Raw genomic sequence first — 19,611 nt, forward strand, 5'->3', positions numbered from 1 at the left:
ATGAATACTCGTCTGAAATTACTAGATTTTCAGGTTGATCGCGCCAGCCAGCATCTCGAACCGGGCCGGGAGCTGGCCAGGTCCCTCGCCGTCACTGTCGATCGGCACCGCCTCCTTGCCTATCGGCCATGCCTCGACGACCGTGGCGCGATGGATGCTGACGAGCGGACTCCTGAGGTGGCCGCCGTTATAGATGCTGTTCATTAACGACAGCACTTTCAACCGGCCAGCACCTCGAATGATGACCACGTCGAACAGGCCATCGCTGATATCCGCATCGGGGGCCACCTTCATACCGCCGCCGAACCAAGCGCCGTTTGCGACGGCAACCGCCGTGATCGGGCCCTCGTAGATGTCCTCTCCATCGAGTCTGAGGCGAATTGTGCGCGGCTCGTAGCGCAGGATCTGAAGCAGGCTATGGAAGAAGAAAACCATCGGCCCCGGCAGGCGCCTGCCCTTGCGTGCCTCGTTGACGGCGCGCACGATATGGCCGGAGACGCCAAAGCTTGCGATGTTGGCGAAGTGGCGGGTGACGGTGTCACCGTCCTCGTCGTCGCAAGTGAGCAGGCCGGCATCGATCTGCCGCACGGACGGAGAGTTCAGGCCGTTGGCGATCGCGGTGGGATCGCGCGACATCGGAAAGTTGCGGGCAAAATCACAGCCGGTGCCGGTTGGGATGAAAGAAAACGCAGTACCCGGCCGATGCGATTTGAGGATGCCGCCAGCCACCTCGCCGATCGTTCCGTCGCCGCCGACGGCGATCACCAGATCGGCCCCATCATTCGCCAGTTCGCGCCCGAACCGCTCGGCATCGCCGAAGCCCTTGGTTTCGCGCAGGCTGAGATCCGCAAATCTCGCCTCGATGGCGCGCCGCAGCGCCGACCAGAACAATTTCTTTCCGCGCCGGCCCGACGCCGGATTCAATACGATGCCGATTTTCAAGCGATATCTTCTCCCCGCCTCACCAGCCTGGCGAAGCGGAAACAGGGCGTTCTTCAGGCCTTCTTCTTTTTCGTCGACACGGGTCCTTGATCGAAACCGATATTGACGCGAACCAGTGCGCCGGAGCCGACCGGCAGCTTGATGCCGTCCTTGCGGAACAGGGCCTGTGTAGCGTTCTGTCCGACATCAACCGGGAAATTCGTCACTTCCGAATAGAGCGCTTCCTGGCCGTCATAGACTGTGATGCGAACCGGGAGCGTGACCTTGCCGGACGACCCGTTCGGCCCGGCAATGACGCGAAGCTGCGCTACGACGGTCATCGTCAGGTTCGTATCGCTGAGAGTGCACTGGCGCGTGTAGTTGCCGATCGACGCCTGGTAGGCCAGCTTCTCCGCATCGCCGGTCTTCGCTCCGCCGGCATAAGTCCGGAAGATCGCGTCGCTGTCCTTCATGAACATCTGCGGGCAGGCGCCTTGAACGACGGGCGCCGTTGCGCCAGCGGCCGTCTTGGCGGAGCCGATCGATGCGTCGCTGGAGGACGGGTTGGATGGCGCCAACGGCATGATCTGGCCATTGCCGTTCGGCTGGGTCGGTGCCGTTGCGCTGTCTGAGCCACCACCGACGCCGAGCGAATTACAACCGGCAAGCATTGCCGCAAGGGAAGCCGAAACGATAAGACGCGAGACCTTGCCAAGCACGATTATTCCACCCTCTCCACAAAGTTTTTTGGCAGGCCCAATCACTTGATGGCAGGCCTTTCGTGACAGTTTGCGATGGTCTATATCAGCGGCGCAAACAAAAATCGATTGGGTAAGAACCGTTTTGATGCACATTTCGGGATCGCAGGCGAGCATGGCCGACAGCGTAAGCGAGATGCAGCGCGGGGTTTGCTTTCCCTCAGCCTTTCTCCGACCGGCACATCAAGGATGACGACAGTGGATTATATTTCGACCCGCGGCGAAGCCCCTTCCCTCGGTTTCTGCGATGCATTGTTGACGGGTTTGGCGCGCGATGGTGGCCTCTATGTGCCGCGCAAGTGGCCGCATTTCTCGAAAAAGGAAATCCGCGCGTTTCGAGGAAAAAGCTATCAGGATATTGCCTTCACCATCCTGTCGCCCTTCACCAACGGCGAGATTCCCGACGACACCTTCCGGTCAATGATCGATGAGGCGTACGGCACTTTCCGCCACCCTGCGATCGCCCCGCTCGTGCAGACAGGGCCGAACAGCTTCGTCATGGAGCTCTTCCATGGTACGACGCTGGCGTTCAAGGATGTCGCGATGCAACTGCTCGCCCGGTTGATGGACTATGCGCTCGAAAAGCGCGGCGAGCGCGCGACCATCGTCGGCGCTACCTCCGGCGACACCGGCGGCGCGGCGATCGACGCCTTTGCCGGGCGCGAACGCACCGACATCTTCATTCTTTTCCCGCATGGCAAGGTGTCGCCGGTGCAGCAGCGCCAGATGACGACCTCCACTGCCTCCAACGTTCACGCGCTTGCCGTCGAAGGCAATTTCGATGACTGCCAGAACCTCGTCAAGGCGATGTTCAACGACGGACCGTTCCGCGATCGCGTCAGGCTCTCCGGCGTCAACTCGATCAACTGGGCCCGCATCATGGCCCAGATCGTCTACTATTTCACGACGGCAATCGCGCTTGGCGGACCGGACCGTAAGATCTCGTTTACCGTGCCGACGGGCAATTTCGGGGATATTTTTGCCGGTTACTGCGCAAAGCGGATGGGCCTGCCGATCGGCAAACTGGTGGTCGCCACCAACGAGAACGATATCCTCGACCGCACGCTGAAGAGCGGGCGTTACGAGATGAAAGCGGTAAAGGCAACGACCTCACCTTCGATGGACATCCAGATCTCCTCGAACTTCGAGCGACTGCTGTTCGAAGCCTATGATCGCGACGCATCCAAGGTTCGCGCGGCAATGAACAGTCTCAAGCAATCCAATGGCTTCGAGATTGCGAAGGAGGCCCTGGCCTTCATCAAAAAGGACTTCCGCACTGGCCGCGCCAGCGAGAAACAGGTCGCCCAGACGATCAAGAAAACCCACGCCGAAACCGGCTATCTTCTCGATCCGCACTCGGCGATCGGCGTCTTCGTTGCGGGCAAACACGAAAAGCCGAACACGCCGATGGTGACGCTTGCCACCGCACACCCGGCGAAATTCCCCGCCGCCGTAAAATCCGCCTCCGGTATTGACCCCGCGCTTCCGACGTGGCTTGCTGATCTGATGCACAAGGAGGAGCGCTTTCAGATTGTGAAGCCTGAGCTCAAAGCCATCGAGACCTTCATCGGCGAGCACGCTCGGGCCCAAGTAACGCAGGCGCAGAAAGATAGCCAATGACAGTTGAGTGCACCCGGCTCAAATCCGGGCTGACAGTAGTCACACAGACCATGCCGCATCTGGAAAGCGTTGCGCTGGGAGTTTGGATCAAATCAGGATCGCGCAACGAGACGACAGACGAGCACGGCATCGCCCACCTGCTTGAACATATGGCCTTCAAAGGCACGGCGCGCCGCAGCGCGCGCGAAATCGCCGAGGAGATCGAGGATGTCGGCGGCGAGGTCAACGCTGCGACATCCACGGAAACGACCTCCTACTATGCCCGCGTCCTCAAGGATCACGTTCCGCTCGCCGTCGATATTCTTGCCGATATCCTGACAGAGTCCGCGTTCGAGGAAGAAGAACTCGAGCGCGAGAAGCAGGTCATCCTGCAGGAAATCAACGCTGCGAACGATACGCCGGACGACGTCGTTTTCGACAAGTTTTCCGAAACCGCCTACCGCGATCAGACACTCGGCCGGGCAATCCTCGGCACGCCGCAAACTGTGGTGTCCTTCACGCCGCCGCAGATCCGCGGCTATCTCAGCCGCAATTACACAACCGACCGGATGTTTATCGTTGCAACCGGCGCCGTGCAGCACGACGAGTTCGTTCGCATGGTCGAGGAGCGCTTCGCGAGCCTTCCGACTTCTCCATCGGCGACGCCTGTCATGGAAGCTGCGAAGTACATCGGCGGCAATATCCGTGAAACGCGCGACCTGATGGACGCGCAGATCCTGCTTGGTTTCGAGGGCAAGGCCTATCACGCCCGCGACTTCTACTGTTCGCAGATCCTCGCCAATATTCTCGGCGGCGGCATGTCCTCCCGTCTGTTCCAGGAAGTGCGTGAAATCCGTGGTCTCTGCTATTCGATCTATGCCTTTCACTGGGGCTTTTCCGACACCGGCATCTTCGGTATCCACGCCGCCACCGGTGGCGAGAACCTGCCGGAGCTGGTGCCGGTCATTATCGACGAACTGCACAAGTCTGCAGCGACGATCGAGCAAAAGGAAATCGAACGCGCCCGCGCCCAGATCCGCGCCCAGCTGCTGATGGGCCAGGAAAGCCCGGCGGCCCGCGCCGGCCAGATCGCAAGGCAGATGATGCTCTACGGCCGCCCGATCTCCAATCAGGAGATGATGGAACGGCTCGAGGGGATCACCGTCGAGCGCCTGACGGATCTTGCAGGGCGCCTGTTCTTTGACACCGTTCCGACGCTATCGGCGATCGGTCCTCTGGAACACTTGGCTCCTATGGAAGATATCGCCGCCTCTCTCTCCTCGCCCGCCGCACCGCACAGCCAACAAGCGCTCGTTTGATTTCACATCCATCCTGCCGGGAGTGATCGATGCCAAAATCGGTTTTTCGGTTCCTGTCGCGACAGCCGGATTCAGTGGAACTCGAAAACGAGAACTATGTGCTGCGCCTGCCGCGCTACCAGGATTTCAACCAGTGGCACAAGCTGCGGGCGGCCAGCCGGCAGTTCCTGGAACCCTGGGAGCCGACATGGCGGCGGGATGAATTGACCGAGGGCGCCTATCGCGCCCGCGTCATCCGCGGCAAACAGGAATATGCGTCCGGCCAGGCGATCCCGCTCTTCCTGTTCCACAAGGATAGGATGACGCTGCTCGGCGGCATTACGATCGGCTATATCAGGCGCGGGGCGGCACAAAGCTGCATGATCGGATATTGGATGGGTGAGGCTTACGCCGGCCAAGGCCATATGTTCGCCGCACTTCAATTGGTTATACCCTACATCTTCACGGTGCTTGAGTTGCACCGTATCGAAGCAGCCTGTATTCCAGACAATGCTCGGAGCATCCGCCTGCTTGAAAAAGCCGGGTTTCAGCGGGAAGGCTATCTGCGCGGATACTTGAAAATCAACGGTCAGTGGCACGACCATGTGATGTTCTCATTGCTCGCCACCGACACGGATAAAGGCAGGATAACCGACAGCCGATGACCAACAACCGCATGCTGCTCCCATCACCGGCCGGACGATTGATCGCGGTGATCGCAGCTCTCTTGCTGTCGGCCTTCATGCTAGCGGCAGGCAATGTCCAGGCAGCCGAGCCGGTGAAGATCTCCCGCGATGATACCGCGCTCGACCTGACCGCCACGACGGAAATCTACGCCAACCAGGGCGAAGCCTTCCAGGTCTCCACTGCTGCCGGTGCCGATGGCATCCGTCGCCGTATTGAGGTACGTGCCAGCTCGGAAAACCACCAGGGCGACTGGGCCGTCTTTGCACTTGCCAACGTCTCCGACGAGCAGCTCGAGCGCGTGATCGTGGCCCCGCACTTCCGCCTGGTAAACTCCAAGCTGTTCTGGCCTGACCTCGGCTCGCAGCGCATCATTGCGATCACGCCGAGCGAAGGTTTCGCGCTCGACCGGCAACCGAGCGACGAGGCCGATGTCTTCCGCATCACGCTCAACCCCGGCGCCGTCATCACCTTCGTTGCAGAGCTGACGACGCCGGAGCTGCCGCAGATCTATCTCTGGGAACCCGACGCCTACAAGGACACGATCAACGCGTTCACGCTCTATCGCGGCATCGTGCTCGGCATTGCCGGCCTGCTGGCCGTGTTCCTGACCATCCTGTTCGTAGTCAAGGGCACCTCGATGCTGCCCGCGACCGCAGCACTCGCCTGGGCCGTGCTCGGCTATATCTGCGTCGACTTCGGCTTTCTCGGCAAGCTGATCAGCATCGCCTCGACCGACCAGCGAATATGGCGCGCCTGCGCGGAAGTCGCCCTCGCCTCCAGCTTCGTCATCTTCCTGTTCACTTACCTCAACCTCAACCGTTGGCACACGCATCTCGGCTACCTGACCCTCGCCTGGGTGCTGGGCTTGGCGCTGCTCTTCGGCGTCGCGATTTACGATCCGGCAATCGCCGCTGGCATCGCGCGTCTGTCGTTTGCGCTGACCGCGACGATGGGCCTCTTCCTCATCATCTATCTCGGCCTCAACCGCTACGATCGCGCCATCCTGCTGGTGCCCGCCTGGGCGCTGATCCTCGTGTGGATCTTCGGGGCATGGCTGACGATCACCGGTCAGCTCGACAACGACATCATCCAGCCGGCGCTCGGCGGCGGCCTCGTTCTCATCGTCCTGCTGATCGGCTTTACCGTCATGCAGCACGCCTTTGCCGGCGGTGCATTTCAGCAGGGCCTGTTCTCCGATCTGGAGCGGCAATCGCTGGCTCTAACCGGCTCTGGCGACATGGTGTGGGATTGGGACGTGGCGCGCGATCGTGTCGTCACCATTCCTGACGTGTCGGCCAAGCTCGGCCTCCCGCTGGGCACCATGCATGGCGCGGCCCGCAACTGGCTGCCGCGGCTTCACCCCGACGATCGCGATCGCTTCCGGGCGACGCTCGACGTGCTGCTCGAGCATCGCCGCGGGCGGCTCAATCATGAATTCCGCATCCGCGCGGAAGACGGCCATTTCCATTGGCTTCTCATCCGCGCCCGCCCGGTCCTCGGTTCGAACGGCGAAATCATCCGCTGCGTCGGCACGATCGTCGACGTCACCGAACAAAAGAATTCCGTCGAGCGGCTGCTGCACGATGCGCTGCACGACAACCTGACCGGCTTGCCGAACCGGCAGCTTTTCCTCGATCGCCTGCAGGCGGTGCTTGCACTGGCGCCCGGTGGCGAGACGCTGCGCCCGACGGTCATGGTGATCGATATCGACCGCTACAAGCTGGTGAACGATACGCTCGGGATCGCCGCCGGCGACAATATCCTGATCGCGCTGACGCGACGCCTGCGCCGTCTGCTCAAGCCGCAGGACACGCTCGCACGCCTTTCCGGCGACCAGTTCGGTTTGATTCTGACGTCCGAGCGCGACCCGACGAAGGTGGCCGATTTTGCCGATGCGATCAGTAAGGCGATCATGGTGCCGATCAACTTCGCCAATCGCGAAATCATCCTGACGGCGTCGATCGGGCTTGCCTCCTTCGTCGACCAGCAGGAAAGCGCCGCCGGCATGCTCAGCGATGCGGAGCTTGCGATGTACCGAGCCAAACGCGCCGGCGGCAATCGCGTCGAGCCGTTCCAGCCCGCCTTCCGCGATTTCGGCGCCGACAGGCTGCAGCTCGAATCCGACCTGCGCCGTGCCATCGAGCGCAAGGAACTGTCGATGGTCTACCAGCCGATCGCCGGGCTGGAGGACGTGGAGATTGCCGGCTTCGAGGCGCTGATGCGGTGGGAGCATCCGAAGCGCGGCACCATCCCTCCTTCGGAATTCATTCCGATCGCCGAGACATCCGACCTTATCGAGATGCTTGGTCTCTTTGCCCTTGAGCAGGCGACCAACGACCTGATGGGTTGGGAGAACCAGACCGGCGAGCTGCCGATCTTCGTCTCGATCAACCTCTCCAGCGCACAGCTGCTGAACAACGAGCTTTATGACGATGTCCGTTCGGTGCTGGCGAAAACCCATTGCGACCCGTCGCGCCTGAAGCTGGAGCTCACGGAATCCATGGTCATGGAGAATCCGGAGCAAGCGCGCCTCGTGCTTGAGAAGCTGCGGGAGATGGGGCTTGGCCTCGCGCTGGATGATTTCGGAACCGGCTATTCGTCCCTCGCCTATCTGACGCGCTTCCCGTTCGACACGATCAAGCTTGACAAGGTGATGGTGCGCGATGGCAGTGACAAGAAGGCAACCGTGCTTCGCTCGGTGATCGCCATGGCGCGTGAACTTGATATGAAGGTGGTCGCCGAAGGGATCGAGTCAAACGAAGACGCGATCGAGCTCGCAAAGATGGGCTGCACTTTCGGTCAAAGCTACCTGTTCGGGCCGCCGATGGCAGCGGAGTCCGTCCTGCGGCTGCTGAAGGAACGGTTCCCGTTGACGAAGCGCGCTTAACCGACCGGCTCCCTGTTACTGCGTAGCGGCGCCCGCTATCAGCTGATGCATGTATTCAAGCTTGGCGACCACCGGCGCTGACAGCACGAATGGGTAGGAATCGCGCTGCCCCATGCTGCGCTGTATCGAGTTGATCGCAACGCTGAGCGGCACCCATTCGTCGACAAGCTGATCGGCACTGGCTGCCCTGTAGGGGTCGAAATCCACCTCCGCCGCCATCTCTTCGTGACCGCGGGGATCAACTGCGATGCCGAAGGCGCGCGCGGTCTCCAAGGTGTCAACGATGTGGAGATAGTGAGCAAAGCATTCGGCGAAGTCTTCCCAGGGATGGGCGCTGGCATAGGCGCTGACGAACCTGTCTGGCCAGCCGGGCGGAGCGCCATTTGCGTAGTGTTGTGCAAGGGCCTCGCTGTAGTCCTCGCGCTCATCGCCGAACACCGCCCGGAATCCATCGAAGTTGTTCCTGTCTCGCACGAGGCGATTCCACATGAAATGACCCGTCTCATGGCGAAAGTGACCGAGCAGCGTCCGGTAAGGCTCATCCATCGAGGTACGCGCCTGTTCACGGGTCAGGTCGTCAGCCTCTGCCGCCCGAATTGCAATCAAGCCCTCCTCGTGTCCCGTCATCGCCGGAACGACACTGCCGTCATCCTGGACCGTGTCTTCCAGGAAGTCGAAAACAAGGCCGCCTGCGGGATCCTGCGCGCGGTCCGGGTGCGGCAGGCGCCAGCGCAAGAGCGAGTAGAAGAGATGTCGTTGTGCCTGGCTGATCCGACGCCACCGGTCCACGCCATCCTGCGTCGCTGAATTGGGCACCAGCCGGTTATGCCGGCACGCAACACAGTAATCACCCGCGTCGCCATCCTCTACAAGCCAGTTGCAGATGTCGAGGCCGGCATTGGCACAGAAACGCACCAGGTCCGGCTGAGCCACGTATTGCCAGAGATCGCTGTCCTGCTGCTGAACAGCGTGCATGCGCAGGCCATTCGGCTGGAAGCCAAGGCGGTGACCGCACCGAACGCACTGGCGATTGTCGAAATGAACAACCTGGTCGCAGTTGTCACATACAAACAGCCTCAACGCGTGCCTCCCTCGAGATCAGGGGTCGAAAAACCGAAGTGCAAAGTGGACGGCGGATAATTTCCGGCCGTGGTTTCCATCAAACTTCCCCTGACTGGGCCTTATGGCCCGCGCCAGCAGAGAACGCGCTTCTTTACGGATCGTTCCGCCAATTAGGCGTGCCCGGCCTCGGCCGAAAGCATGGCGGCATTAATGCCCATCGAAGCCAGCGCCCGCTCGTACTTGTCGTCGAGGCTGCGGTCGAAGATCAACTCCTCGTTGGCCGCGCATGTGAGCCAACCATTGTTGCCGACTTCGGCTTCCAGTTGACCCGCTCCCCAACCGGCGTAACCGAGCAGCATGGTCGCCCGCTTCGGTCCCTTGCCCTTGGAAATCGCGCGGATGATGTCGAGCGTCGCCGTCATGCAGATATCGTCGCTGACGGGAATGCTGGAATCGCAGAGATAGTCGTCGGAGTGCAGGACGAAGCCGCGTCCGCTTTCCACCGGCCCGCCCGTCTGGATCGGGCAATCGCGGGCGTGTGCGGGGAGAACGATGGCATCCTCATCCTTGATCATTTCCAGGTGCAGGAGAACATCGGTAAAGGTCAGGTTCTGCGGACGGTTGATGACGAACCCCATCGCGCCGGCATCGGAATGCGCGCAGATATAGATTACCGTGCGGGCGAAGTTGCGATCCTCCATGCCCGGCATGGCAATGAGAAACTGGCCATCGAAGAAGCCACGTTCTCTTTTGTTTTTGAGGGTCGCCAACGACATCGTTCCTCCTCTGCCAGACCGCACGAGGCCCGACATCACGAGCATGAGCCAATGTCACAGATCAATCAACTGAAAATGAAAACTTAAATGATGGCGAGTTCTAGCCGAGCATGGCGAATTTCAATAGATCATTGATGCATGCAAACTATTTCACGCGCCACTTGCCAATTCTGTTCCGCTTTCGGTCTGCTCGTCGTGATGCTGCAACTTTCTCAGCCCGCCCGGGCGGAGATGAGCGCCTGGGCCGACAATGAGGGTGGGCGGATGCGGCTGATCGCGCTTCCCCCCGATGCAAACGGAAGCATTCGCGCCGGACTGCAGATCGAACCGAAGCCCGGCTGGATCACGTATTGGCGAGAACCCGGCAATAGCGGCATCCCGCCTCAAGTCGGTTTTTCTTCTGAAGGCATTTCGCTCGACAAGATGAGCTTTCCGACTCCCAAGCATATCGTCGACGACAAGGTCGATGAGGTCGCCTACGACACCTCGGTCACCTTCCCGTTGCAGCTGACGGCGAAAGACCCGGCACTCCATGAACTCAAGGCAACCGCCTTCATCGGCATCTGCAAGGAAATATGCATCCCGTTTCAGGCGGAGCTGTCGCTAACCTTCGAACCATCGGCCCGTTCACGCCCCGAAGAGGAAAAAATCCTTCGGGATGCCGAGGCCGCCTTGCCGGAAGCCGCCTCCTCCGAATTCAACGTGAGCGACCATAGGCTGTCGCCCGACATGAAGGAGCTTTCCCTCACCGTGACACTGCCGGAGAGCGGCGAGACCTCCCCTGAGGTGATCGTCGCAGGCCCGAGCGGGCACGTCTTTACCAAGCAGACGGCAACTCACCGCGACGGCCAAAGCTTCACGACGACGCTTTCCGTCGGCAAGCTTCCCAAGGCATACGACATTCACGGAAAGACATGGAGCGCGCTTGTCATCGACGGTTCGCGTGCCATCGAGACGCCGCTTGCCTTTGAGTAGTCGAGTTCTATAGTCGCGCGCAAATCGCGGTATTTGCGCCGCCATACATGACAAGGAGAGACGGCCATGACCATCGCAATCGGCGATCAGCTTCCAGCAGCCACCTTCAAGGAAAAGACGTCTGACGGTCCGGTCGAAATTTCGACAGAGCAGCTCTTCAAGGGCAAGCGCGTCGTTCTCTTTGCAGTCCCCGGCGCCTTCACCCCTACCTGCTCGCTGAACCACCTGCCGGGCTATCTGGAGAACCGCGACTCGATCCTTTCCAAGGGCGTCGACGACATCGCCGTCATCGCCGTCAACGATTGGCACGTGATGGGCGCCTGGGCACAATCCTCCGGCGGCATAGGCAAGATTCACTTCCTTGCGGACTGGGATGCCGGCTTCACCAAAGCGCTCGGCCTCGACGCCGACCTTTCGGCCGGCGGTCTCGGCGTCCGCTCGAAGCGTTATTCGATGCTCGTCGAAGACGGCGTCGTGAGATCGCTGAACGTCGAAGAGAATCCGGGGCAGGCCACCGTTTCCGGCGCTGCGACCATGCTGGAGCAACTGTAAGGCTCCCCCACACCGACCTTCTAAGAGCGGCCCATGTGGCCGCTTTTTTGTTTCCTTATAAAACCTCGCGACGCGCCACTTTTTTGCCTCATTTGTTATACCATAACACGTAATGTTATTACATTTGGTGCGGTATGCATTTCTCGAAGTTTCAAGATTCTCTGGGCCTGATGGCGCTGTCCGCCGGCCGTCGCGTCTTTTATGTCGCCTTAGTTGGAATCCCACTCTGGGCAGCGATCCGCTGGGCGACGCTGCTGCCATGAGCGACGTTGCGATCGAGCTTGACGATCTGACGGTCGCCTACGAGCGGCATCCCGCGGTCCATCATCTTTCAGGAACCATTGCGGCCGGCAGCCTGACGGCGATCACCGGTCCAAACGGCGCCGGCAAATCCAGCCTGTTGAAAGCGATCATCGGTGAATTGCCTCCCTCCTCCGGCTCGATAAGGCACCGGCTGAAGCCAACGGATTTCGGTTACCTGCCACAGGCAGCCGATATCAACCGCCGCTTTCCGATCTCCGTGCTCGACACGGTTCTTCTCGGATCCTGGCGGCAGGCTGGAGCCTTCGCACAGATCGCATCGCCTGAGCGGCAGAGAGCGCGCGACGCACTTGCCGTGGTCGGACTTGAAGGCTTCGATCGACGGAGCATCGGCTCGCTCTCAGCGGGGCAGTTTCAACGCGTGCTCTTTGCCCGGTTGCTCCTGCAGGATGCGAGCGTCATCCTGCTCGACGAGCCGTTCACCGCCATCGATGCCCGCACCACACGGGATCTTTTACATATCGTCGCCGGCTGGCATAGCGAAGGGCGAACGGTGCTTGCTGTCCTCCATGATTTCGAGCAGGTCCGCGCCCACTTTCCGCAAACACTTCTGCTTGCGCGCGAAGTCATTGGCTGGGGGGCAACCGCTGATATCATGACCACGGCAAACCTGACGACGGCGCGGGTGATGGCCGAACGCTGGGACGAGAGCGCCGGCGTTTGCGAGCCTGCCAGATGACCGCCTACGATCTTCTTCTTGCGCCGTTTGCCGACTACGGCTTCATGCGCCGCGCCCTTGTCGCCTGTCTGTGCCTCGGTCTTGGTTCCGGGCCGATCGGCGTCTTCCTGATGCTGCGGCGGATGAGCCTCGTCGGCGATGCGATGAGCCACGCCGTCCTGCCCGGCGCCGCCATCGGATACCTGATCGCCGGTTCGCTGTCGTTGACGGCGATGGGCCTCGGGGGGCTGATTGCCGGGCTGTCGGTGGCGCTCCTCTCCGGCATCGTCAGCCGCGTGACCTCGCTGCAGGAGGATGCGAGCTTCGCCAGCTTCTATCTCTCCTCGTTGGCGCTCGGCGTGCTCATCGTTTCGTTGCGCGGTTCAAATATCGACCTGTTGCATGTTCTCTTCGGCACCATCCTCGCGATCGATGCTCGGGCCCTCTATGAGATCGGCGCGATCAGCACAGCGACGCTCGCGACGCTCGCAATCATTTACCGACCGCTCGTGGCGGAATGTTTCGATCCCGGTTTCCTTAGAGCCATCGGCGGGCGCGGGCCGATCTATCACTTCCTCTTTCTGCTGCTGGTTGTGCTCAATCTGGTCGCCAGTTTCCAGGCCTTGGGCACGTTGATGGCGGTCGGTCTGATGATGCTGCCGGCGGCGATCGCGCAGCTCTGGTCGCGTAGCCTCCCGTCGATGATGGCAATCGCAGCCGCCAGCGCCACTGCCTCCGGCTATCTCGGACTCATCGCCTCCTACCATCTTGAGCTCGCCTCCGGACCGACGATCATCATGACGGCGGCGCTGCTCTATGGCTTCTCGATCTTTCTCGCCCCGTCGGGTCTCGCCCGGCGGTATTTCCCTCGCCCGCATCTTAAGGGCTGACAACCGGAGCCTTCCGATGATTTCCCGCAGACTGCTTTTCTCAGTGATGATCCCGGCGCTGGTGGCGCTTTCGACGAGCTCGGCATCTGCCGCGACCCTTAAGGTGGTGGCCTCCTTCACCGTGCTTGCCGACGTCGTCCGCCAGGTCGGCGGTGATCGCGTGACGGTCACGAGCCTCGTCGGCCCGAACGGCGATCCCCATGAGTTCGAACCGTCGCCAAGCGACGCAAGGAACCTTAATGCGGCGCAGGTCGCCTTCGTCAGCGGTGAAGGGCTCGAGGGTTGGATGGGCCGCCTCATTAGCGCCTCAGGCTATAAGGGCAAGCCGGTCGTCGTCTCGGAAGGGATAAAGTTCCGGACCATGGACGAGGACGGGCAGACGGTCACCGATCCGCATGTCTGGAACAGCCCCGTCAACGTCAAGATCTGGGTCGCCAACATCGAAGAGGCGCTTGCGAAGGCCGCGCCGGCCGATGCTGCGGCGTTCAAGACCAATGCCGAGAGGTACATCAAGACGCTTGACGGGCTCGATGCTTACGCGCACTCGGAGCTTGCCAAAATCCCCGAGGACCATCGCAAGGTGCTGACGAGCCACGACGCATTCGGCTACTTCGGTCGTGAGTATGGCGTGAAGTTCCTAGCCCCGATCGGCGTCTCGACAGAGAGCGAAGCTTCCGCCGCGGATGTCGCCAAGCTGATCGAACAGATCAAGGCCGAGCACGTGAAGACCTATTTCTTCGAGAACTCCAACGATCCTCGCCTCGTCAGGCAGATCGCAGAGGCGACGGGGGCTGAACCCGGCGGCGAGCTCTATGTCGAGTCTCTTTCCGACACCAAGGGGCCGGCCGCGACCTACCAGAAGATGTTCCGTTACAACGTCGATCAGCTCGTGGCGGCGATAGCGAAAGCCAGCTGACGACAACGGCTGGGTCGCGCAACGGCGCGGCTCGGCCTCAATAATTGAGATCGAAGACGATCAGGCCACCCAAGCCACCATCTGTCGAGGAGACAATACGCTCTCCGACGCCAACGTGCTCGGGATGCACAAGGTATCCATCGCGCGCTTCCGCGCTTTCGAAGGTGACAGCAAAGCCATCGACGTAGCCCGCATGTAGCCCCTCCGGCGAGACATTCGGGCCGTACTTGATGTCGATGATGCCGGGAATCACCTGCTTCAGTGCGACGATCGCGTCAAACAAGGACTGCTTTTCTTCCCCTGTCATGGCTGCCTTCAGCCGCATCAGCACGCAGTGCAGGATCATGTGTTGACCTCCCGGATTCCATTTTCAGGCGAGCATAAGGAGAAACGTCGCAGGGGCAAGTGACAAGGACGTGCCGTTCTGCAGACATCCCCATCTGAATGGCTTCGGTAAGGGCCGGTGTGCGAGACGCGACCAATTCGACGCCGTAAACCGTCGTAAACGGAACGGCGCGTCCTACATTCTCGTCTAATCTGTCAGTATCCTGCGCGTGGGGAGAGGAGCCCCGCGCGAGGCAGCATTTTCAACGGAGGAGATGGAAATGAGCAAGAACCGAGGCGTCGTCTACATGCGGCCCGGCAAGGTCGAAATCCACGACATCGACGATCCGAAGCTTGAAGCACCCGATGGCCGCAAGATCGAGCACGGCGTCATTCTCAAAGTGATCTCCACCAATATCTGCGGATCGGACCAGCATATGGTTCGCGGCCGCACCACCGCCATGCCCGGCCTCGTTCTGGGCCACGAAATCACCGGCGAGGTGATCGAGAAGGGCGTTGACGTCGAGATGCTGCAGATTGGCGACCTCGTCTCCGTGCCGTTCAACGTCGCCTGCGGCCGCTGCCGCTGCTGCAAGTCGCAGGACACCGGCGTCTGCCTGACGGTCAACCCGTCGCGCGCCGGCGGCGCCTACGGCTATGTCGACATGGGCGGCTGGATCGGCGGGCAGGCCCGCTACGTGACCATTCCCTATGCCGATTTCAACCTCCTGAAATTCCCGGACCGCGATCGCGCCATGGAAAAGATCCGCGATCTGACCATGCTTTCCGACATCCTGCCGACGGGCTTCCACGGTGCGGTGCGCGCCGGCGTCGGTGTCGGATCGACGGTCTATGTCGCCGGTGCCGGTCCGGTCGGGCTTGCCGCGGCTGCATCCGCCCGCATCCTCGGCGCCGCCGTCGTGATGGTCGGCGACTTCAACAAGGATCGCCTTGCCCATGCCGCCAAGGTCGGCTTCGAGCCGATCGACCTGTCGAAGAGCGACCGGCTCGGCGATATGATCGCCCAGGTGACCGGCAGCAACGAAGTGGACAGCGCCATCGACGCCGTCGGCTTCGAGGCCCGCGGCCATTCGGGCGGCGAGCAGCCGGCGATCGTTCTGAACCAGATGATGGAAATCACCCGCGCGGCGGGCTCGATCGGCATTCCCGGCCTCTACGTGACCGAGGATCCCGGCGCCGTCGACAATGCCGCCAAGCACGGCAACCTGGCGCTGCGCTTCGGCCTGGGCTGGGCGAAGGCGCAGTCGTTCCATACGGGTCAGACACCGGTTCTGAAGTACAACCGCCAGCTCATGCAGGCGATCCTCCATGACCGCCTGCCGATCGCCGATATCGTCAACGCCAAGGTCATTCCGCTCGAAGAGGCGGTACAAGGCTACGAGAGCTTCGACCATGGCGCGGCGACGAAGTTTGTCCTCGACCCGCATGGCGAAGTCGCCAAGGCGGCTTAGGTAAAGGCCTCCCGAGGCTCGGCGCAGCGGGTGCATCCGCATCCGTTGCGCCATCCCTGGTTCCTACGCAATATCTAGCAAGAGAGCCCGATGGTCGGACACCTCGGGCTGTTCAACGACGTCGAACGCGATCACATTGACGTTCGCTGTGACCAGCATGTAGTCGGCGTAGCGGCCTTCCTTGGTGTAGTGCGAGGTTCGTGTATCCGTGTGGCCGCGCGAGGTCACGAGGTCGGTCAAGCCCAACTCGGCGAGCGCTTCGAACATGACGCTACCTGGGAGTACATTGAAGTCGCCGCAGACGACCAGCGGCTCGCCCTCACGCCATATGCGGCGGATGAGCGCGACCAAAGCATCCGCCTGCCCGCGACGTGCCGGCGTGTCGCCCTTGCCGGCAAGGTCGCGCAAGCCATGCAGTTGGGCGATGGTGATCGGTCGATTGGCACTGTAGTCGAACAGCCTGACGCATTGGGCGTTGCGCGGGCGCGGATGCTCGCCATAGCCGTCGCCGGAAAAATCGCCGTGCACGAAATCCATCGCATGACCGACGACCGAATAGCTGTTGCGCACGAAAGTGGCGAGGCCGAATTCGGACAAGAGCTGTCGATCGCCATCGAAGAGCGTACCGCGCGCCGTCGGCGCGAAGAACGCGTCGTGATGGGGAAGGATCGCCTTGATCTCGTCGAAGAGGTTGGCGCGCTGCGGCAGGATGTGGCTGCCGTCGCGATACTCCAGCCAATCCGAGGCGACGGTGACCGAGCGGGTCACTTCCTGCAGGCAGAGAACGTCAGGCTCGACATCGCGAAGATACCGGATCAGCGGCGCATGGAGCTTGCCGCCCCAGGCGTTCAGCGAGATAACACGCACCGCAACTCTCCTCATGCTGTGATTCAAGCGCTTGCTGCATTGATTCAGGCAAGCGTTTCATGTGGCTGTTTTTACACGGCTTGGGTGAGCCGCTACCGCTTCTTGAACGGCTCCATGCCCTTGCGCGCAAGCTCGTCGGCTCGCTCGTTTTCCGGATGGCCGGCGTGGCCCTTGACCCAGTGCCACTTGACCTTGTGGCGCTGGTTCGCGGCATCGAGCGCCTGCCAGAGCTCGCCGTTCTTCACCGGCTTCTTGTCAGCGGTCTTCCAGCCGTTTTTCTTCCAACCGAAGATCCATTTCGAGATGCCGTCCATGACGTATTTGCTGTCGGTATGGAGATCGACTTCGCACGGGCCTTTCAGTGCCGTCAGCGCCGAAATCGCCGCCAGCAGTTCCATGCGATTGTTGGTGGTGTCCGCCTCGCCGCCAGACAGTTCCTTTTCCACCTCGCCGTAGCGCAGCACCGCGCCCCAGCCGCCGGGGCCGGGATTGCCGGAACAGGCGCCGTCCGTGAAGATATCGACGTGCTTCATGCCACGAGCCCATATTCGGCGGTTGAGCCGATCTGCCGGTGGAAGCGCAGCTTGCGCAGATATTCGAGCGGATCCTTCTTGGTGACCAGCGCGCCCTCGGGCGTCGTCAGCCAGTCGTAGAGGCGCGTCAGGAAGAAGCGCAGCGCCGAACCCCGCGAGAGGATCGGAAGTGCTGCCAGTTCGGCATCGCTCAGCGGCCGCACACTCTGGTAGCCCTCCAGCATCGCCATACCCTTGGTAATGTTGTAGGCGCCGTCCTTCTCGAAGCACCAGGCATTGAGGATGATCGAGACGTCATAGGCAAGCAGGTCGTTGCAGGCGAAATAGAAGTCGATCAGGCCCGACAGGTCGTCGCCAAGGAAGAAGACGTTATCGGGGAAGAGGTCGGCGTGGATGACACCGTCCGGCAGGTCCTTCGGCCAATGGGCGGAGAGGAAGCCGAGCTCGGTGCGGATCTCGTTCTGAAGTCCCTTCTCCACCTCGTCCGCGCGCGCCTCGGACTTCTCCCAGAGCACTTTCCAGCCATCGACGGACAGCGCATTGGGACGCTTCAGCTCGAAGCCTTCGCCGGCGACATGCATCTTGGCAAGGGCCTTGCCGACCTCGCGGCAATGCTTGGCCTCCGGCTTACGCAGCCACATGCCTTCTAGGAACGAGATCAGCGCTGCCGGGCGATCGGACAGCGTGCCGAGCAAGGCCCCGTCCTTTCGCGGCAGGGGAAGCGGGCAGGAGAGACCGCGGGCCGCCAGATGCTGCATCAGCCCCAGGAAGAACGGCAGGTCGTTCTTTTCGACGCGTTTCTCGTATAGCGTGAGGATCAATGGATCCTTGGTGGTGTGCAGCAGGAAGTTCGAGTTCTCGACACCTTCAGCGATGCCCTTGTAGGACAGCAGCGTACTGGCATCGTACTCCGTCAGGAACCACTTCAAATCGTCTTCGGAAATATCGGTATAAACTGCCAATTTACGTCCCGCGAAAATGTTTGATCAGTTAGACCACCGCCCGGACCGGGCGGTGACTGGCGCTGTAATCGTCCCCTCGACGATTACTCCCGCATCACGGGAGGCGCCTTACCCATTCACCCACGCCATATCCTCATGCGTCAACTCGATATTGCGCAGTTCGCGGTTGACGAGGAAATGCTCGTTTTCCTGAACCGTCTCGGCAAGCTCGACCTTGGCGTCGAAGCGCGCACGGAAGGCCTCGATGATCTCGTTGACGATGACTTCAGGCGCCGACGCGCCGGCTGACAGGCCAAGCGTCGAGATCGGGCCGATCTCATCCCAATCGAGCTCCGAGGCGCGTTGCACCAGAAGCGACTTCTTCGCCCCTGCCCGCAGCGCGACCTCGACCAGCCGCTTGGAGTTCGACGAGTTCGGAGCGCCGACGATGATGAAGAGATCACAGCCGGGGGCTGCCTGCTTCACCACTTCCTGGCGGTTGGTCGTGGCGTAGCAGATCGAGTCGGCGGCAGGTGCCGTCAGATTGGGAAAGCGCTCGTGCAGGCGCGTGATCACGCCCGCCGTGTCGTCTACCGAGAGCGTCGTCTGCGTCACGTAGCCGAGATTGTCAGGATCGGCCGGCTGATAGACGTCGGCGTCCTCGACCGTCTCGATCAGGGATACCGACCCTTCCGGCAGCTGGCCCATCGTGCCGATCACTTCGGGGTGGCCCGCGTGGCCGATCAGGACGACATGGCGACCGAGCTTGTTGTGGCGCATCGCCTGCTTGTGCACCTTGGAGACCAGCGGGCATGTTGCATCGAGATAGAAGAGATTGCGGGCGCTCGCATCCTCAGGCACGGACTTCGGCACGCCGTGCGCCGAGAAGACAACCGGCTGGGCGCGATGCTCTTCCGGGATCTCGTTGAGTTCCTCGACGAAGACGGCGCCCTTGGCTTCCAGGCCTTCGACCACATACCTGTTGTGAACGATTTCATGGCGGACATAGACGGGCGCACCATAAGATTTCAGCGCTAGCACGACGATCTGGATGGCGCGGTCGACGCCGGCGCAAAAGCCGCGCGGTCCGCAGAGCCTGATCGTCAAGGGAGGTTTCGCCGCAATATTCATGTCAGTTCCGGTTCGTAGGGATAGCGCTGTCTAGCCCAATATA

The 19,611-nt window shown here is 61.3% G+C and carries 18 protein-coding genes and 1 pseudogene; 10 read left to right on the forward strand and 9 right to left on the reverse strand.

Going from position 1 to position 19,611, the window contains the following annotated elements; translation table 11 throughout:
• Positions 1–21 precede the first annotated feature (21 nt).
• Together FHT77_RS02525 and FHT77_RS02530 are read right to left on the reverse strand one after the other, a co-directional pair.
• A complete protein-coding gene (locus tag FHT77_RS02525) occupies positions 22–942 on the reverse strand; it encodes a diacylglycerol/lipid kinase family protein (RefSeq protein WP_183752218.1) in 921 nt (306 codons plus the stop codon).
• Positions 943–995: 53 nt separating this feature from the next.
• Entirely contained in the window at positions 996–1,643 is a 648-nt protein-coding gene (locus FHT77_RS02530; RefSeq protein ID WP_183753851.1) for a hypothetical protein, read from the reverse strand.
• Between the two features lie 225 nt (positions 1,644–1,868).
• On the opposite strand from FHT77_RS02530, the pseudogene thrC reads away from it, so the two are divergent.
• The 4 genes and pseudogenes from thrC to FHT77_RS02550 all read left to right on the forward strand — a co-directional run bounded on the left by thrC (position 1,869) and on the right by FHT77_RS02550 (position 8,150).
• Positions 1,869–3,292: pseudogene (gene thrC / locus FHT77_RS02535) on the forward strand (threonine synthase).
• A 3-nt stretch (positions 3,293–3,295) separates the two neighbouring features.
• The gene (locus FHT77_RS02540) at positions 3,296–4,597 is read left to right on the forward strand and encodes a M16 family metallopeptidase (RefSeq protein WP_183752222.1); all 1,302 of its coding nucleotides are present in this window, start codon (positions 3,296–3,298) and stop codon (positions 4,595–4,597) included.
• A 29-nt stretch (positions 4,598–4,626) separates the two neighbouring features.
• A complete protein-coding gene (locus tag FHT77_RS02545) occupies positions 4,627–5,241 on the forward strand; it encodes a GNAT family N-acetyltransferase (protein WP_114711839.1) in 615 nt (204 codons plus the stop codon).
• Positions 5,238–8,150 carry a sensor domain-containing phosphodiesterase gene (locus FHT77_RS02550; RefSeq protein ID WP_183752224.1) on the forward strand — a complete coding sequence of 971 codons (2,913 nt, stop codon included), beginning with the start codon at positions 5,238–5,240 and terminating at the stop codon, positions 8,148–8,150. The genes FHT77_RS02545 and FHT77_RS02550 overlap by 4 nt, the downstream gene beginning before the upstream one ends.
• Before the next feature lie 15 nt (positions 8,151–8,165).
• On the opposite strand, the gene FHT77_RS02555 is transcribed toward FHT77_RS02550, so the two are convergent.
• The gene (locus FHT77_RS02555) at positions 8,166–9,230 is read right to left on the reverse strand and encodes a putative zinc-binding metallopeptidase (RefSeq protein ID WP_183752226.1); all 1,065 of its coding nucleotides are present in this window, start codon (positions 9,228–9,230) and stop codon (positions 8,166–8,168) included.
• 152 nt (positions 9,231–9,382) lie between these two features.
• A complete protein-coding gene (locus FHT77_RS02560) occupies positions 9,383–9,988 on the reverse strand; it encodes a YqgE/AlgH family protein (RefSeq protein WP_183752228.1) in 606 nt (201 codons plus the stop codon).
• Positions 9,989–10,126: 138 nt separating this feature from the next.
• On the opposite strand from FHT77_RS02560, the gene FHT77_RS02565 reads away from it, so the two are divergent.
• From FHT77_RS02565 to FHT77_RS02585, 5 genes are all read left to right on the forward strand, one after another.
• Positions 10,127–10,963: a protein-disulfide reductase DsbD domain-containing protein gene (locus FHT77_RS02565; RefSeq protein ID WP_246719631.1), complete on the forward strand. Its 837-nt coding sequence runs from the start codon at positions 10,127–10,129 to the stop codon at positions 10,961–10,963.
• Positions 10,964–11,029: 66 nt separating this feature from the next.
• Complete coding sequence (locus tag FHT77_RS02570; protein WP_183752230.1) at positions 11,030–11,515, forward strand: peroxiredoxin; 486 nt, start codon at positions 11,030–11,032, stop codon at positions 11,513–11,515.
• Positions 11,516–11,774: 259 nt separating this feature from the next.
• Complete coding sequence (locus FHT77_RS02575; protein ID WP_183752232.1) at positions 11,775–12,515, forward strand: metal ABC transporter ATP-binding protein; 741 nt, start codon at positions 11,775–11,777, stop codon at positions 12,513–12,515.
• Positions 12,512–13,384 carry a metal ABC transporter permease gene (locus tag FHT77_RS02580; protein ID WP_183752234.1) on the forward strand — a complete coding sequence of 291 codons (873 nt, stop codon included), beginning with the start codon at positions 12,512–12,514 and terminating at the stop codon, positions 13,382–13,384. Before FHT77_RS02575 ends, FHT77_RS02580 begins: the two co-directional genes overlap by 4 nt.
• Positions 13,385–13,400: 16 nt before the next feature.
• The gene (locus FHT77_RS02585) at positions 13,401–14,300 is read left to right on the forward strand and encodes a metal ABC transporter solute-binding protein, Zn/Mn family (protein ID WP_183752236.1); all 900 of its coding nucleotides are present in this window, start codon (positions 13,401–13,403) and stop codon (positions 14,298–14,300) included.
• 37 nt (positions 14,301–14,337) lie between these two features.
• On the opposite strand, the gene FHT77_RS02590 is transcribed toward FHT77_RS02585, so the two are convergent.
• A complete protein-coding gene (locus FHT77_RS02590) occupies positions 14,338–14,646 on the reverse strand; it encodes a Dabb family protein (RefSeq protein ID WP_183752238.1) in 309 nt (102 codons plus the stop codon).
• A 259-nt stretch (positions 14,647–14,905) separates the two neighbouring features.
• Here FHT77_RS02590 and fdhA point away from each other — a divergent pair, with 259 nt between their 5' ends.
• Positions 14,906–16,096: a formaldehyde dehydrogenase, glutathione-independent gene (fdhA, locus tag FHT77_RS02595; RefSeq protein ID WP_183752240.1), complete on the forward strand. Its 1,191-nt coding sequence runs from the start codon at positions 14,906–14,908 to the stop codon at positions 16,094–16,096.
• Positions 16,097–16,159: 63 nt separating this feature from the next.
• Here fdhA and FHT77_RS02600 read toward each other — a convergent pair whose 3' ends face one another.
• From FHT77_RS02600 to ispH, 4 genes are all read right to left on the reverse strand, one after another.
• Positions 16,160–16,963, reverse strand: a complete 804-nt coding sequence (locus FHT77_RS02600; protein ID WP_183752242.1) for an endonuclease/exonuclease/phosphatase family protein — start codon at positions 16,961–16,963, stop codon at positions 16,160–16,162.
• Between the two features lie 92 nt (positions 16,964–17,055).
• Complete coding sequence (gene rnhA / locus FHT77_RS02605) at positions 17,056–17,496, reverse strand: ribonuclease HI (protein WP_183752244.1); 441 nt, start codon at positions 17,494–17,496, stop codon at positions 17,056–17,058.
• A complete protein-coding gene (locus tag FHT77_RS02610) occupies positions 17,493–18,458 on the reverse strand; it encodes a homoserine kinase (RefSeq protein ID WP_183752246.1) in 966 nt (321 codons plus the stop codon). Before FHT77_RS02610 ends, rnhA begins: the two co-directional genes overlap by 4 nt.
• A gap of 108 nt (positions 18,459–18,566) precedes the next feature.
• Positions 18,567–19,568, reverse strand: a complete 1,002-nt coding sequence (gene ispH, locus FHT77_RS02615) for a 4-hydroxy-3-methylbut-2-enyl diphosphate reductase (RefSeq protein WP_183752248.1) — start codon at positions 19,566–19,568, stop codon at positions 18,567–18,569.
• Between the last annotated feature and the right edge of the window lie 43 nt (positions 19,569–19,611).

It is taken from the genome of Rhizobium sp. BK181 (assembly GCF_014193305.1).
In the GTDB taxonomy this organism is placed as follows: Bacteria; Pseudomonadota; Alphaproteobacteria; order Rhizobiales; family Rhizobiaceae; genus Rhizobium.

Excerpts from the sequence above, each read along its gene's own strand:
- FHT77_RS02570 (WP_183752230.1), top strand. The coding sequence starts at position 11,030 with ATGACCATCGCAATCGGCGATCAGCTTCCAGCAGCCACCTTCAAGGAA.
- FHT77_RS02550 (WP_183752224.1), top strand. The coding sequence starts at position 5,238 with ATGACCAACAACCGCATGCTGCTCCCATCACCGGCCGGACGATTGATC.
- FHT77_RS02585 (WP_183752236.1), top strand. The coding sequence starts at position 13,401 with ATGATTTCCCGCAGACTGCTTTTCTCAGTGATGATCCCGGCGCTGGTG.
- FHT77_RS02580 (WP_183752234.1), top strand. The coding sequence starts at position 12,512 with ATGACCGCCTACGATCTTCTTCTTGCGCCGTTTGCCGACTACGGCTTC.
- FHT77_RS02565 (WP_246719631.1), top strand. The coding sequence starts at position 10,127 with ATGCAAACTATTTCACGCGCCACTTGCCAATTCTGTTCCGCTTTCGGT.
- FHT77_RS02560 (WP_183752228.1), bottom strand. The coding sequence starts at position 9,988 with ATGTCGTTGGCGACCCTCAAAAACAAAAGAGAACGTGGCTTCTTCGAT.
- ispH (WP_183752248.1), bottom strand. The coding sequence starts at position 19,568 with ATGAATATTGCGGCGAAACCTCCCTTGACGATCAGGCTCTGCGGACCG.
- FHT77_RS02545 (WP_114711839.1), top strand. The coding sequence starts at position 4,627 with ATGCCAAAATCGGTTTTTCGGTTCCTGTCGCGACAGCCGGATTCAGTG.
- FHT77_RS02575 (WP_183752232.1), top strand. The coding sequence starts at position 11,775 with ATGAGCGACGTTGCGATCGAGCTTGACGATCTGACGGTCGCCTACGAG.
- fdhA (WP_183752240.1), top strand. The coding sequence starts at position 14,906 with ATGAGCAAGAACCGAGGCGTCGTCTACATGCGGCCCGGCAAGGTCGAA.
- rnhA (WP_183752244.1), bottom strand. The coding sequence starts at position 17,496 with ATGAAGCACGTCGATATCTTCACGGACGGCGCCTGTTCCGGCAATCCC.
- FHT77_RS02590 (WP_183752238.1), bottom strand. The coding sequence starts at position 14,646 with ATGATCCTGCACTGCGTGCTGATGCGGCTGAAGGCAGCCATGACAGGG.
- FHT77_RS02540 (WP_183752222.1), top strand. The coding sequence starts at position 3,296 with ATGACAGTTGAGTGCACCCGGCTCAAATCCGGGCTGACAGTAGTCACA.